The organism is Rhodococcus sp. MT28 (assembly GCF_058792695.1).
Genome location: NZ_JBXAFD010000037.1, coordinates 1 through 11527, shown reverse-complemented (window position 1 = coordinate 11527; position 11527 = coordinate 1). Strand labels below are relative to the sequence as shown.

At 61.9% G+C, this 11527-nt stretch carries 18 protein-coding genes; 15 read left to right on the top strand and 3 right to left on the bottom strand.

Going from position 1 to position 11527, the window contains the following annotated elements:
- Positions 1–726: 726 nt before the first annotated feature.
- The 6 genes from AC1Q6C_RS32995 (at position 727) to nrdH (ending at position 4089) form a co-directional block, all read left to right on the top strand.
- Positions 727–867: a hypothetical protein gene (locus AC1Q6C_RS32995; protein WP_219468601.1), complete on the top strand. Its 141-nt coding sequence runs from the start codon at positions 727–729 to the stop codon at positions 865–867.
- A gap of 34 nt (positions 868–901) precedes the next feature.
- Positions 902–1111, top strand: a complete 210-nt coding sequence (locus AC1Q6C_RS32990) for a hypothetical protein (RefSeq protein WP_219468604.1) — start codon at positions 902–904, stop codon at positions 1109–1111.
- Between the two features lie 76 nt (positions 1112–1187).
- The gene (locus AC1Q6C_RS32985; RefSeq protein WP_219468606.1) at positions 1188–1349 is read left to right on the top strand and encodes a hypothetical protein; all 162 of its coding nucleotides are present in this window, start codon (positions 1188–1190) and stop codon (positions 1347–1349) included.
- A gap of 33 nt (positions 1350–1382) precedes the next feature.
- Complete coding sequence (locus AC1Q6C_RS32980) at positions 1383–1637, top strand: hypothetical protein (protein ID WP_219468608.1); 255 nt, start codon at positions 1383–1385, stop codon at positions 1635–1637.
- An 86-nt stretch (positions 1638–1723) separates the two neighbouring features.
- Positions 1724–3289, top strand: coding sequence for a ParB/RepB/Spo0J family partition protein (locus AC1Q6C_RS32975; RefSeq protein ID WP_219468611.1), 1566 nt, complete (start codon positions 1724–1726; stop codon positions 3287–3289).
- 569 nt (positions 3290–3858) lie between these two features.
- Positions 3859–4089: a glutaredoxin-like protein NrdH gene (gene nrdH, locus AC1Q6C_RS32970; protein ID WP_042925377.1), complete on the top strand. Its 231-nt coding sequence runs from the start codon at positions 3859–3861 to the stop codon at positions 4087–4089.
- 40 nt (positions 4090–4129) lie between these two features.
- Here nrdH and AC1Q6C_RS32965 read toward each other — a convergent pair whose 3' ends face one another.
- The gene (locus tag AC1Q6C_RS32965; protein WP_065353057.1) at positions 4130–5332 is read right to left on the bottom strand and encodes an IS110 family RNA-guided transposase; all 1203 of its coding nucleotides are present in this window, start codon (positions 5330–5332) and stop codon (positions 4130–4132) included.
- 203 nt (positions 5333–5535) lie between these two features.
- Between AC1Q6C_RS32965 and AC1Q6C_RS32960 the strand changes: the two genes are divergently transcribed.
- The 8 genes from AC1Q6C_RS32960 to AC1Q6C_RS32925 all read left to right on the top strand — a co-directional run bounded on the left by AC1Q6C_RS32960 (position 5536) and on the right by AC1Q6C_RS32925 (position 8674).
- The gene (locus tag AC1Q6C_RS32960; protein ID WP_219468614.1) at positions 5536–5856 is read left to right on the top strand and encodes a hypothetical protein; all 321 of its coding nucleotides are present in this window, start codon (positions 5536–5538) and stop codon (positions 5854–5856) included.
- A gap of 5 nt (positions 5857–5861) precedes the next feature.
- Complete coding sequence (locus AC1Q6C_RS32955) at positions 5862–6437, top strand: DnaB-like helicase N-terminal domain-containing protein (RefSeq protein ID WP_219468616.1); 576 nt, start codon at positions 5862–5864, stop codon at positions 6435–6437.
- On the top strand, positions 6434–6628 hold the full coding sequence (locus AC1Q6C_RS32950) for a hypothetical protein (protein WP_219468620.1): 195 nt from the start codon (positions 6434–6436) through the stop codon (positions 6626–6628). Before AC1Q6C_RS32955 ends, AC1Q6C_RS32950 begins: the two co-directional genes overlap by 4 nt.
- Positions 6625–6963, top strand: coding sequence for a hypothetical protein (locus AC1Q6C_RS32945; protein ID WP_219468622.1), 339 nt, complete (start codon positions 6625–6627; stop codon positions 6961–6963). Before AC1Q6C_RS32950 ends, AC1Q6C_RS32945 begins: the two co-directional genes overlap by 4 nt.
- Positions 6960–7127: a hypothetical protein gene (locus tag AC1Q6C_RS32940; RefSeq protein ID WP_219468625.1), complete on the top strand. Its 168-nt coding sequence runs from the start codon at positions 6960–6962 to the stop codon at positions 7125–7127. The genes AC1Q6C_RS32945 and AC1Q6C_RS32940 overlap by 4 nt, the downstream gene beginning before the upstream one ends.
- Positions 7128–7194: 67 nt before the next feature.
- On the top strand, positions 7195–7413 hold the full coding sequence (locus AC1Q6C_RS32935; protein WP_219468629.1) for a hypothetical protein: 219 nt from the start codon (positions 7195–7197) through the stop codon (positions 7411–7413).
- A 197-nt stretch (positions 7414–7610) separates the two neighbouring features.
- Positions 7611–7832, top strand: a complete 222-nt coding sequence (locus tag AC1Q6C_RS32930; protein ID WP_219468632.1) for an antitoxin VbhA family protein — start codon at positions 7611–7613, stop codon at positions 7830–7832.
- Entirely contained in the window at positions 7829–8674 is an 846-nt protein-coding gene (locus AC1Q6C_RS32925; protein WP_243621721.1) for a Fic/DOC family protein, read from the top strand. Before AC1Q6C_RS32930 ends, AC1Q6C_RS32925 begins: the two co-directional genes overlap by 4 nt.
- A 52-nt stretch (positions 8675–8726) precedes the next feature.
- Here the strand turns inward: AC1Q6C_RS32925 and AC1Q6C_RS32920 are convergent, their stop codons facing one another.
- Both AC1Q6C_RS32920 and AC1Q6C_RS32915 read right to left on the bottom strand, forming a co-directional pair.
- Positions 8727–9086 carry a hypothetical protein gene (locus AC1Q6C_RS32920; RefSeq protein ID WP_219468634.1) on the bottom strand — a complete coding sequence of 120 codons (360 nt, stop codon included), beginning with the start codon at positions 9084–9086 and terminating at the stop codon, positions 8727–8729.
- A 219-nt stretch (positions 9087–9305) separates the two neighbouring features.
- Entirely contained in the window at positions 9306–9680 is a 375-nt protein-coding gene (locus AC1Q6C_RS32915; protein ID WP_257899355.1) for a hypothetical protein, read from the bottom strand.
- Between the two features lie 794 nt (positions 9681–10474).
- Between AC1Q6C_RS32915 and AC1Q6C_RS32910 the strand changes: the two genes are divergently transcribed.
- Positions 10475–11377, top strand: a complete 903-nt coding sequence (locus AC1Q6C_RS32910; RefSeq protein WP_492667099.1) for an ArdC-like ssDNA-binding domain-containing protein — start codon at positions 10475–10477, stop codon at positions 11375–11377.
- Positions 11378–11527 lie beyond the last annotated feature (150 nt).

Genomic DNA, 11527 nt, shown 5'->3' with positions numbered 1-11527 from the left:
GTACGCGGGGAGAAACCATGGCCACAAAATGCGCCATAAATGGCCGCCAGTGGGGAGCTTACGATGGCCGTCGACAGCACTGAACGAAACCCGCGATGACCCGGTTGCCCCACCACCTAACCCATAAGTTCACGAGTGCAACCCTGTTGCTCTACCTCGTCGCAGTCGTGGCGCAACTGTTGACTTGGGCCGATCTTAGCGGCGCCGAACGCAGCACACGGGTTGTCGGATTCCTGCTCTGCGGAGCACTGCTGACGGCAGTCCTGAGCTTGGGGGGGCTTGCGCGACAAGAACACCCCAGATAGCAAGAAGTCCTAGAAGAACCCTGGTCGGCGGACCGGGGTTCTGACCGCAGTTAGGCGGTCGGTGTTTGCGATTGCACGCGGCGGTGGAAAGCTGACGCCTGCCCGGCGGCCCGGCCACCTCCGGTGTCCCCCCCGAAGAGAACTCCGCTGCGCTCCGTTCTGTGAAAAACATTGATTTGTTTCTCCTTCTGGCCTTCCGATTTTGACCGGCGGTGACCTGCGCGCAACCGCTGACTCCGCTTCGCTCCGGCCTTCGGCTCGAAAGACTTTTTCAACCCGCACTCGCACGCTCGCAGAAAAACTCTTCCGCTCACCAGTTGCACTCCGGCCCCCTAATGCCGGTCCAACTCTCCTATGCCAGAAGGCGAAAAAAATTGGCGGGGCACGGGTTTGGTCCCCAGCCACGAACGAAAGGTCACCGATGAGCGAGGACTACGACTACACCGAGGGCGACGACTACAGCGCGGCAACCATCCACTACGCCGGACTCAGTTGCGGGTGCGGTGACTACTCCTGCCCTCGCATGCACAACGACGCCGCACAGTGCGTCAACGCCGAGTAACGACAACCAGCCCACCACCACAAAGGAGAGCCACATGAGCACCGAAACCCCGACCCTCACGCCCGCACTGGTCGCCGTTGTCGAGGCAACCGCTGCCCTGGATGCAGCGATGTTCGACCGAAGCCGCGAAGGGTTCACCGACATCACAGCCCTGGTGGACGCCTTCGCCGCAGCTCGTGCCGCAGCCCGCGACGCCGGACACCCCGAGGAGGACATCGACGCCGCCGCCACTCCCACCAACTGACGACCACCAGTTACCAGCAAAGGAACACCGGCATGAGCACCGCAATCATCAACCTCGAGGAAACTGCCCCCGCCAGTTGAGCGACGAGGAACGCAACGAGCAGGTTCGCCGTCTGGCGACCTGGGCCGCAGCGGAAATCGCACACGCGAAGAGGCTCCCGCACGGCCGCGTCCGCAGCGGGCACCTCGCCAACGCCGAGAACGCCCTCGCAGACGCCTCCGTACTGCTCGCCGCATGACCGGCGACACCAACCCAACCGAAAGGGAAACCCATGTACGGATACGACTTACACAACATCTGCGAGAAAGCGGATGCCTGGGCGAAGTTGTTCGAGACAGCCGAGTATCTCGCCAGCGTCGTCGAGCACAACTGCTGCTCGGAAATCGACGTGTTCGTGGAGTTGCTCATCGCGCTCGACTACCACGGCCACGCCTCCGCCCTGATGGACGCGCACATCGAGGCCGATAGCTGCCGAGACCGTCACCCCACGGCCGATCAAGTGATCTTGGAACCGGCCACCGCTTGAGACCGAAAACCCCACGGAAACAACACAACACCGGGCAGCTGCTATCTGCCCGGTGTCGTGTCCCGAAGTCTACGAGAGGAATCGCGATGACCGCAACACACACCGCCCCCGCCGCAGCACTCGAGGTCGCACAGCTGCACCCCGACGCCCTCGACATCGGCGAGAACGTCCGCGACAGCGTCGATCTGGCGCAGACCCCCGACTTCGTCGAATCCATCCGCGAAAACGGAGTACTCGAAGCGATCAGCGCCGTCCGGACCGCAGACGGAACGATCGTCGTCCGCGACGGCCAGCGCCGCACCCTCGCCGCCCGCGAAACCGGCCTGACCAGCATCCCTGTCGTGATCTACCCCGACACCGCAGGCAGCGACAAGGCCCGCGCCGTCGACCGGATCGGCAAGCAGATCACCGCCAACCGGCACCGCGAAGGGCTGACCGCAGCTCAGCACACCCGAGGGGTTGCGCAGATGCTCGAATTCGGCGCATCCATCACGAAGGTGTCCAAGACCCTCGCGATGGACAAGAAGGATGTGAAAGCCCAGGCAGCGGTAGGGAAAGCGGAGGCAGCCCGCGCCGCCCTCGACGCCGGCCAGCTCGACCTCGCACATGCGGCAGTAGTGGCCGAGTTCGAGGAAGCCGGAGACACCGAAGCCGTCGAAAAGCTCCTGACCACACGGTCTTACGACTTCGACCACGTAGCGGAGCGACTACGCGGGTTGCGCGAAGAACGGGAGGCATACGCCCGCGCCGCAGCCCCGTTCGAGGAGAAGGGATTTACGATCCTTCCGCACGATCACATCAGTTTCGGGGAGGATGTGCCGTCCCCGTCCGACCTGGTCACCACAGACGGCGACGAGGTCACCCCGGACATGATCGACGCAGCCCCGCAGTTCTGGGCAGTGTTCCTGGGATTGAACGACGCCTTTTTCGACAAAGCCACCGGCGAGCGCGTCGATTACGACGACGTCGATTGGGACACCGAGGACGACGATTCCGCCGTACCCGACGAAGGGCTACGGCACGCCAACACTGTCGACTACCGGCCCGAATACCTACCGGAATACTGGTGCATCGACCAGGAAGGCGCAGGACTCGAGCCGCGTCCGATCATCGACGCGGTTCCCGCCGCCGCAGGTGGCAGCGGAAACGGCCCCGCCGAGGCAGCTCGGGCAGTGCGCGAGCAGGAAGCGAAGGACAAGCAGGAACGGCGACGAGTTCGCGAGCTGAACAAGCAGGCCGAGGCCGCGACCACCGTCCGCCGCGAGTTCCTGCGCACAACCTTGCTCGCCCGCAAGACCCCACCGAAAACGGCAGCGGCCTACGTCGCGACCACCCTCGCCCGCGATCCCGGGCTGATCTCGGAATACAAGGCAGCGGAATCACTCGGTGAGTTGCTCGGATTCAAGGGCTACTACCCCGGCCGAGAGTTGGCCGAGCAAGTGGCGAAGGCGTCCGAGGCTCGCGCTCAGGTGCTGCTCCTCGCGCTGGTGATCGCCGCGCAAGAGTCCCGCATGGTCAAAGACGCATGGCGATCCAAGCCCAAGAATGCCGACCAGTACCTCAGTTTCCTGATGGAACAGGGCTACACCCTCTCCGCCGTCGAGGAAATCATCACCGGACAGCTCACATTCGACGAGGTCGCGATCGACTGACCCGATGAAGCGGCGATCCCCGGCCCGAAAGGGTTGGGGATCGTCCGCCCTTCCGCCCCGCACCTTCCGCCCCCGGCCGGCGGTAAAGAGCCACCGGCGGACCGGAAGGGCGGAAGGCGGACACCACCACCGACACGCGAGAAAGCACCCGGCCGCGGGCCACGAACCACGACAAAAGCGCAAGGAAAAGGAACCGACCCGCCCCGGTGTGAACATTCTTCTATCCCGACACTCGCGCATCAAGGCCGCTCCAGAAATAATATCCACACGCGCCACTCGCACGCTCGAACAACGGCGCTGCGATATTTTTTCCTACACTCACCTTGACCCGCTCCCGCCGAGACCAGAATATCGGCACATACCGGGGGAGGGGAGAAAATGCTGGTAGGGCGCATGCAAGTAGCTGTGTACATCACGGTTTGGATTAGTGAAAGAATGCGGAAAATGATTGAAGATGTCATTAGCTAACGCGGAAACTAATCGAAGAAATGCCCGCTAAAGTATTGGCTTATATCGCATTGTTCGATAGAATGAAATCAATAAAGAATCACCGACAAGGGGGAATGACAATGGCGATCACCGTATATACCAAACCCGCATGTGTGCAATGCAATGCCACGTACCGCGCACTCGACAAAGCGGGAATCGAATACGACGTCATCGACATCACCGAAAACGCACAGGCCCGCGATTACGTCATGAGTCTCGGATACCTGCAAGCCCCCGTCGTCGTCGCAGGAGAAAACCACTGGAGTGGATTCCGTCCCGACGAAATCTCCAAGCTCACCCCGGCCGCCTGACCACACACTTTCACCAGCGAAGCGAGTTTCAATGAGGAAATCAAGCAGTTCGGACGGCGGGTGCATCAACGACGAACAGTCGGTTGTCGCGCAACAATGCCCAGATCACGCTCACTCGTCGACGGGCCAAGGCGATCACCGCTTGAACGTGTCTCATTCCTTCACTTCGTTTCTTGAGGTAGAACTCGCGGTTCGGTCCATCTTTGATGATGGAGGTTTGAGCGGAGAGGTAGAAGACGCGCCGCAGTCGCCGGCTGTAGCGTTTGGGTCGGTGCATGTTGCCGGTTCGGCGGCCGGAATCGCGGGGGACCGGAACCAACCCCGCTGCCGAGGCGAGGTGACCGGCATCGGAGTACGCCGACATATCACCGGCAGCGACAACGAATTCCGCGCCGAGGATCGGACCGATACCGGGCATGGATTCGATGACCGCAGCCTGTGGATGGCGGCGGAAGGTCTCACCGATCTGCGCGTCGAGACGAGCAAGCTGGACGTCCACTGCGAGGACTCTGTCGGCGATATCGGCCACCAACTGCGCCGCAACAGCCTCACCAGGCAGGACCACATTCTGCGCGGACGCCGCTTCCCACGCAATCTCGGCGACACCGTCCGCCCCGCGTACCCCACGTTTACCGAGCCACAAGCTCAAACGAACGCGTCCGCGTCGCCGAATGGCGCGCGGCGTCTGGAAACCGGTCAACAACACCAACGCGCCCTTGTGACGCCCGAAGTCGAAAGCCCGCTCGAGCGCAGGAAAGACACCGGTGAGAGTGTCACGCAGACGGTTGATCAGCCGGACTCGGTCAGCGACGAGATCGGTCCGATGCGAGGTCAAAAGCGCGAGTTCCGCGGCCAGCTGGGCCGGTGGAATCAACACAGACAGATCGCGTCGGTGTCGAGCAGTTTCCGCGATCACATAGGCATCGCGGGCATCGGTTTTCGCCTCCCCTCGATACGCGCCGGACATCCTGTTGACGGTGCGACCAGGGACGTAAACCGCATTCTGTCCGTGCGCGGCGAGAAGAGCAAGCAACAACGTCGAGGAGGTACCGGAAATATCTACCGCCCAATGGAGTTCGTCGGCCAAGGCCAGAATTTCGCTCAGCGCGTGCAATATCGCGGTCTCGTCGTTGATGATCTTGTGCGACCACACGATCAACCCTGCTTCGTCGACCACTGCCGCCCAATGATGGCCCTTGCCGGCGTCGATTCCAACCCATGCGTGGGTGTGAGTTTCTCTCATCGCTCCTCCATGTCGCCTACTCATGTCAGGCCCGAGGAACACCCCACCGTCATCTCCGTAAACAGCACTCGAAGCACATTTTTCAATCAGCAGCCAGGGCGTCCCGAAGCGCTGGGCGGCCACTCGTTTCGAGCCACATAAGGCAGGACACCATCAGCCACACCCAGCACTTCCGGACCATCCAACAACTTACGGAGGACACCATGACCGCAGCAGCATTCACCTTCACTCCCGATGCAGACTTCGTCGACCGCGCACTCGACGCCGAGCTCCGCTGCGACAGCGAATCCGTCGACCGCAAACTCCGCACCATGCTCGCCGCCCTCGACGATTCCCTCGCCGGAATCAGTGATGCACGCGAAGAGCTGCACACCCTCTACACCGCCCCTGACGCGGACACCGCCGAAGACGTTGCCGCCCATGACCAGGACATCGCAACTCATCTCGCCGAGGCTGCCCGCAACCTCCGCGCGGCCACCGAGATCCTGCGCAGTCACCGGCAACTCACCTCACCGCGACCCTGACTCCTATGCCCACCGGCGACAGCAAGGACCCCGACGTGACACTCTCACTGGCCACCGTCCCCGACTTCGACGACCTCACCAGCGAAAGCGACGAGATCGACGAGTACAGCACCGCTCTCGACGTCGAAGCTCAGCTCCTGTGCTCGCTGCTCTGGGCGCCGGCCGAGAGTGCGAAGCGTGCCGTCGCAGCTCTGACCAGCGCAGACTTCTACCGACCCGTGAACGCGGCACTGTTCACCGCCATCTCCGAACTCGCTCTGGCCGGCAAACCTCACAACAGTGCCCATGTCTTCACCACCTTGCAGCAGGAAGGCCGCACCAGCGGGCACCTCGGGAAACAACTCACCAAAGCACTCACCGACATCACCACCATCGGCGTCCCGTCCGCTGAACTCGAGCACAACATCGCCGCAGTTCTCACCCAGGCATACCGCCGCGGATTCCGCGAAGCAGCACGATCCCTCGCCCAAGCCGCCGAAGAGCTCCCCGAAGACCAACTGTTCGAGCACCTGCTCGGCATCGGCCGTGAACGCCGCGCAGCCTCCCAACGCCTCGCAGCCATCCGCGAAGGCCGAGCATGACCAACAAGCCAGGTGTGGTGAAACACAGCATCTTCGGAGTCCTCGCGCTCGCCGTTGCGGCCCTGGACTTCACGATCGGCACCAAACACGTGATCACCGCCGGAATCATCGCCCTCACCGCCTCCGTTTACAGCTTCGCCAAAGCCGCCAGCCGCCGGAAACCTTTAGACGCCAAGGAGAATCGAACATGACCGAAGCGAACGGTAAGGACCTGATGCCCGACGAGGCCGTTCTCTGGTTTGAACGCCGGAAAGCGGAACCAGGACGGCGGGTGAGTCTGGCCGAACGCCAGCACTGGATCAATGACTATCCGTCAGCGGTCAACGCACTCGGCCCGATGTGCCACTCGATCACTTTCTGGCGTCAACCTTCGTACCGACTTCGTGTCACACTGCGAGGCTCACAACTCGCCAACATCACCCGCATAGACAACGTGCTCAGCGATCGCGGATGGACGCGAGATCTCACCCCTCCGCCAGCAAGTTTCGACCAGCGGCCGCCGGAGACAGGGTTAACGCCATCATGAGCGACGACGAACACGACGCCTGGCAACTGCACCACCACGGAGCCAGCTGGGACGACATCGGCACCGAAATGGGATGCAGCCCCACCGCCGCACAAACCCTCGCAACCGCCTACGAGAAACGCACCGACAACGCCGCAGCACAAACCCAAAACACTCTGTTCTGAACACCCGTCCGTAGGTCCGTGTCGGACCTACCAGGCACAATCGCCGGAAACGACAGAAAGGAACGCCATGAACAACGAGATCGCCACCATCGTTGCCCCAGTCGCAAAAGCAGGAGCCGCGTCAGCAGTAGCCGGATTCGTACTCGGAACACTGATCGGCTGGCTGTTCTTTCCCGACGCAATGAAGCCGTGGCAATTCGGCATGATCCTCGCCCTGGTCACGCTGTTGCTGGTTCTCGTCGCCGCCACCCCCTACGTATGGCGCCGGTACAGCGGGCAAAGCTAGCAGTGCAACCCCTCGCAGACGCCCCCCTCGAGGAGCGCACCGACAAGGCCGCCGCACAAAACCGAAACACCCTGTTCAGGCACCGCTCCACAACCGTTGTTGACCGCAGGAAACAGGCAATGATCAGGTAGAATAGACAACGGTGCGCAGCTCCCCTGCGCACCACCACACTCGCCCGAGTCGACGAAGGAGCACCGGTGACCACTGCACGCAACGCACAGTCGCACATGACCGAAGCCCAGATCGACCGAGCCATCGCCGCCGCCACAGCCGGACACCGCATGGCCGGCATGGAACCCAGCGCCACCGACGTCGAAATCGGCCGCCGGCAACTACGCGGAGAAATCACCGGCGACAAAGCCGTTGAACTCGCAGTCGCCGCAGCACTCGCCGAATACGAGGCAGCACAGCCCGAGTGAACGACCCCTACGAGTACGAGATCGCCCCAGGCGTCCTCAAAAACAAATACGGCATCACCGACCCCGCGAAACTCGCAGTAGTCGAACGAGCAGCCGCCTACCAGCGAATCCTGCAACTCGAAACACAGCCCATACCAGGCAATTTCGACTTCGACCACCTCAAAAAGATCCACCAATTCATCCTGCAAGACGTCTACGACTGGGCCGGCACCCTCCGCACCCGCGACACCGGCGCCGTCGGCATGAACCTCCCACACTGCCGACCCGAACACATCGAAAATCAAGCAGCGTTCATCTTCCGCGGAATCGCCAAAGACAACTTCCCCCAAGGACTCCCGAAAGACCGCGCCGTCGACCGACTCGCCTACCACTGGGGCGAAACCACCGTCCTGCACCCATTCCGAGACGGCAACTCCCGAACACAACGAGTCTTCTTCGACGAACTCCTCAAATCCTCCGGCTGGACCATCGACTGGCAAAAAGTCCACGCCTCCGCAGTACAAGCAGCCCGCTACGTCGCCATGGAAGCAACCCACACACCACTCCGCGACGTCCTAACCCCCGGCGTACACCGCAACAACACCGAACCACCCACACTCGCCAGCACCCAAGGCAACGTCATCCACCTCGAGGTGGCCGAGCACCACAAAGCGATGATCGAGCATCTACGCAGCGGAAACCGCGAACCCTACAACCCCAACGAACTCAGCGACCTCATACGCAGCCGCCTACTCGACTACCCGTCACAGCCACCGACGGGTTCACGGGAATCAGGGACGACCGGGCCGGAAACCTCGCGGACCCAGACACCGAAACGCGCCCACGACCTCGGCCGCGACTGAAACTCCAAACAAAAGCGGACTGACCAGCACAAATGCGGCCCGTGAATTGCTCCTACTGAAACTTTTCGGCGGGATCACTCAACAGCCGAGCAAGAGCCCGAACCGTTTTCGGGTCAGTCATATCGCCGCCCCGCGCGCAACCGATCCTCGCACCGGACGCCGCCTCCGCAGCCTGCAACTCCCGATATGCCTCAACAAGCTCAGCACTGGGATTCGCCATCAGCTCCGCTTGACGCTTCTGCTCAGCGTCGCGAGCAACGCGTATCCGCGCCGAAAACTGCTCCTCGCGCCAGATTCCGAAACGGCGACGTTTCCACAGCCCACGAACGTCCGCGCCGGCCATCCATGCCGCGAACTGCTCCTTTTCTCGCTCCCACTTCCGCGGCCGAAAATCCGGACTCCAACTATCCATCAACTTTTCCCCCACCTCGCATCAACCTGTGGACACGCCCAAATTAGCAGCGTTCAACCACCAAGCGCCGCCGACGAAGATCCGAAACGCACGTCCGACCAGCCGAAACGCGACCAAGCCTCGACCCCCGACGGACAACCCCCGGACAGAGAAATGGCCCGACTCAGGGTCGGACCATCCTCATCTCCATTTGCGATTAAGGGCCTACGAACAGCGCCCTCACGCTCTTCGTACCCATCGAACCAACCAGCCCACCAGAATCAGCGGCAACGCCAACGCCACAATCAACACCCGACGCACCAAACCTTTGAATCCAGGGATCCAAACTGCCGACTTCACAAATTCAAGCGCAGCGGGATCCCCAAAAGGAACCTCATACCCCAGCCAGCCTACGACGCGAATCAGCAGGAAAACCACGCTGATCAGACCCCAAACGGCATCCGCTGCCTTGCCGATCACCTGCATGGACCGATCGCCGCGCCACACCTGCGTTGCCAAAGACTCATCCGACCACCAACGAGATCGAGTCCTTTGTCCAGATGCATTCTCTCGACTAGATCCGTTTTCCTCATGTAACTCATTACTTCTATTCATGTGAGTGTCCTTTCGTATCAATTCACATATGTCCCCTTTGAATCAGAATTTCCACACACTTCTGGTGCACTTCCGTTCTTTCTGGGATTCCTGGCCTTCCCGATTTTTCGAGAAGGTAGAGCAATCGTACCAGGTCACACCGACAATCTGCGAGCTTCCCGGAGTCGCGAGACTGAATTGATACACCCGGCAAGAATTGGCTCTCAGCTGCCCGTACAGACACGATAATAATGCTCCGGCACTCCAAGCTGGGTGCATCGTGGCGTATTTACTAACAAGGGCTAAAAGATATCCCCTCTTAGAATACGAGCGAGTTTAAATAGGCCGTTTCTCTTCAGGGAACTCACCGCGAGAGCAGAGCTACCGCGACACCACACGTGGCCGGCCTCCGTCGCTCCCGCACAATCACCCCGCCAGCGCACCGAGTGGGAGGTGCGAACGCCAGGCCCGTTGCGGCGGTGTGTTGGCGCCTGCCCAGCGGCCGGCCACCTTCGGTGTCCTCCGAATTGAGCTCCGCTGCGCTCCGCACCAGCGAAAAGCGTTGATTTGTTTGTCCTTCTGGCCTTCCGATTCTCGTCGGCGGTGACCTGCGCGCAACCCCTGGCGGCGATGCCGGCCCGAGGGCTCCGAGAAATTTTCTCAACCCGCACTCGCACGCTCGCAGAGAAATTTTCCCGGCCCAGGGGTGGCACTCCGGCCCCCTCATGCCGACGCGATTCTCCTTTGCCAGCAGGGCAAAAAAATTGGCGGCCACCGAGCAGGGGGACGCCACCGGATCAGCGGAGGTTCCAGTTATGAGCGCACAGGCGAAGACCACGGCGGACAAGAGCGCAGCGCGCCGCGAGCAGGCCGCCGCACTGCACGAGAGCATCACCGCGAAGGTTGCCCAGCTCACCGACACCGATGCATGGGCCGCCTACCTGACCGCCGCAGCAGCGTTCCACGCGTACAGCTTCAACAACGTGATGTTGATTTTCTCGCAGGCGCCGGACGCGAGCCAGGTCGCCGGATTCCGCAAGTGGCAGGAACTCGGACGCCAGGTCCGCAAGGGCGAAAAGTCGATCAAGATTTTCGGCTACTCGACCAAGAAGATCACCGAAACCGACACCGAGACCGGCGAGGAAACCACTCGCCGAGCAGCACGGTTCCCGATCCTGTCCGTGTTCGACATCGCCCAGACCGATCCGATCGAAGGGCACCCCGCAGCAGCCGCCGAGACCATCACCACCCGACTGCAAGGCGAAGACCCCGCCGCGATCTACACCCGCATCGCGGACGTGATGACCGAGCAGGGATGGACCGTCACCCGCGAGCACATCGCCGGAGAATCGAACGGCCGCACCAGCCTCGACGGATCACGCCGCATCATCGTCGACGACACGATCAGCGACGCCCAAGCCGCTAAAACGATGATTCACGAAGCCACCCACGCGCTCATGCACGCCAGCGGAGACATCGCGCCCGCCGAGCTGCACCGAGGCCGCGCCGAAGTGGAAGCCGAATCAGTCGCCTACGTCCTGGCCGGATTACTCGGACTGGATACCACCGATTACAGCATCGGCTACATCGCCGGATGGGGAAACGGAGACCTCGAGGTCATCACCGACACAGCCCGCGCAGTCCTGGCGACCGTCCACACCCTCGCCGAGGCACTCGAACCCCGCGCCGACGAAGCCGAGGACACCGCAGCCGCATAGACGGCAGCACCCCGCAAACGCAGTGCGACACCGGGCGGTAAGAGGCCGCCCGGTGTCGCACCCGAAAGTCTACGAAAGACATCTCAGGAAGTTAACAGTCAAGCCGCGAGCACGAGAGGAGGTGGGAAGGCATGGGTTTCGTCGTAGGTT

What these genes read in the sequence shown, in the direction of transcription:
- AC1Q6C_RS32995 (WP_219468601.1), top strand. Translation starts at nt 727, where the DNA reads ATGAGCGAGGACTACGACTACACCGAGGGCGACGACTACAGCGCGGCA.
- AC1Q6C_RS32990 (WP_219468604.1), top strand. Translation starts at nt 902, where the DNA reads ATGAGCACCGAAACCCCGACCCTCACGCCCGCACTGGTCGCCGTTGTC.
- AC1Q6C_RS32980 (WP_219468608.1), top strand. Translation starts at nt 1,383, where the DNA reads ATGTACGGATACGACTTACACAACATCTGCGAGAAAGCGGATGCCTGG.
- AC1Q6C_RS32975 (WP_219468611.1), top strand. Translation starts at nt 1,724, where the DNA reads ATGACCGCAACACACACCGCCCCCGCCGCAGCACTCGAGGTCGCACAG.
- nrdH (WP_042925377.1), top strand. Translation starts at nt 3,859, where the DNA reads ATGGCGATCACCGTATATACCAAACCCGCATGTGTGCAATGCAATGCC.
- AC1Q6C_RS32965 (WP_065353057.1), bottom strand. Translation starts at nt 5,332, where the DNA reads ATGAGAGAAACTCACACCCACGCATGGGTTGGAATCGACGCCGGCAAG.
- AC1Q6C_RS32960 (WP_219468614.1), top strand. Translation starts at nt 5,536, where the DNA reads ATGACCGCAGCAGCATTCACCTTCACTCCCGATGCAGACTTCGTCGAC.
- AC1Q6C_RS32955 (WP_219468616.1), top strand. Translation starts at nt 5,862, where the DNA reads ATGCCCACCGGCGACAGCAAGGACCCCGACGTGACACTCTCACTGGCC.
- AC1Q6C_RS32950 (WP_219468620.1), top strand. Translation starts at nt 6,434, where the DNA reads ATGACCAACAAGCCAGGTGTGGTGAAACACAGCATCTTCGGAGTCCTC.
- AC1Q6C_RS32945 (WP_219468622.1), top strand. Translation starts at nt 6,625, where the DNA reads ATGACCGAAGCGAACGGTAAGGACCTGATGCCCGACGAGGCCGTTCTC.
- AC1Q6C_RS32940 (WP_219468625.1), top strand. Translation starts at nt 6,960, where the DNA reads ATGAGCGACGACGAACACGACGCCTGGCAACTGCACCACCACGGAGCC.
- AC1Q6C_RS32935 (WP_219468629.1), top strand. Translation starts at nt 7,195, where the DNA reads ATGAACAACGAGATCGCCACCATCGTTGCCCCAGTCGCAAAAGCAGGA.
- AC1Q6C_RS32920 (WP_219468634.1), bottom strand. Translation starts at nt 9,086, where the DNA reads ATGGATAGTTGGAGTCCGGATTTTCGGCCGCGGAAGTGGGAGCGAGAA.
- AC1Q6C_RS32915 (WP_257899355.1), bottom strand. Translation starts at nt 9,680, where the DNA reads ATGAATAGAAGTAATGAGTTACATGAGGAAAACGGATCTAGTCGAGAG.
- AC1Q6C_RS32910 (WP_492667099.1), top strand. Translation starts at nt 10,475, where the DNA reads ATGAGCGCACAGGCGAAGACCACGGCGGACAAGAGCGCAGCGCGCCGC.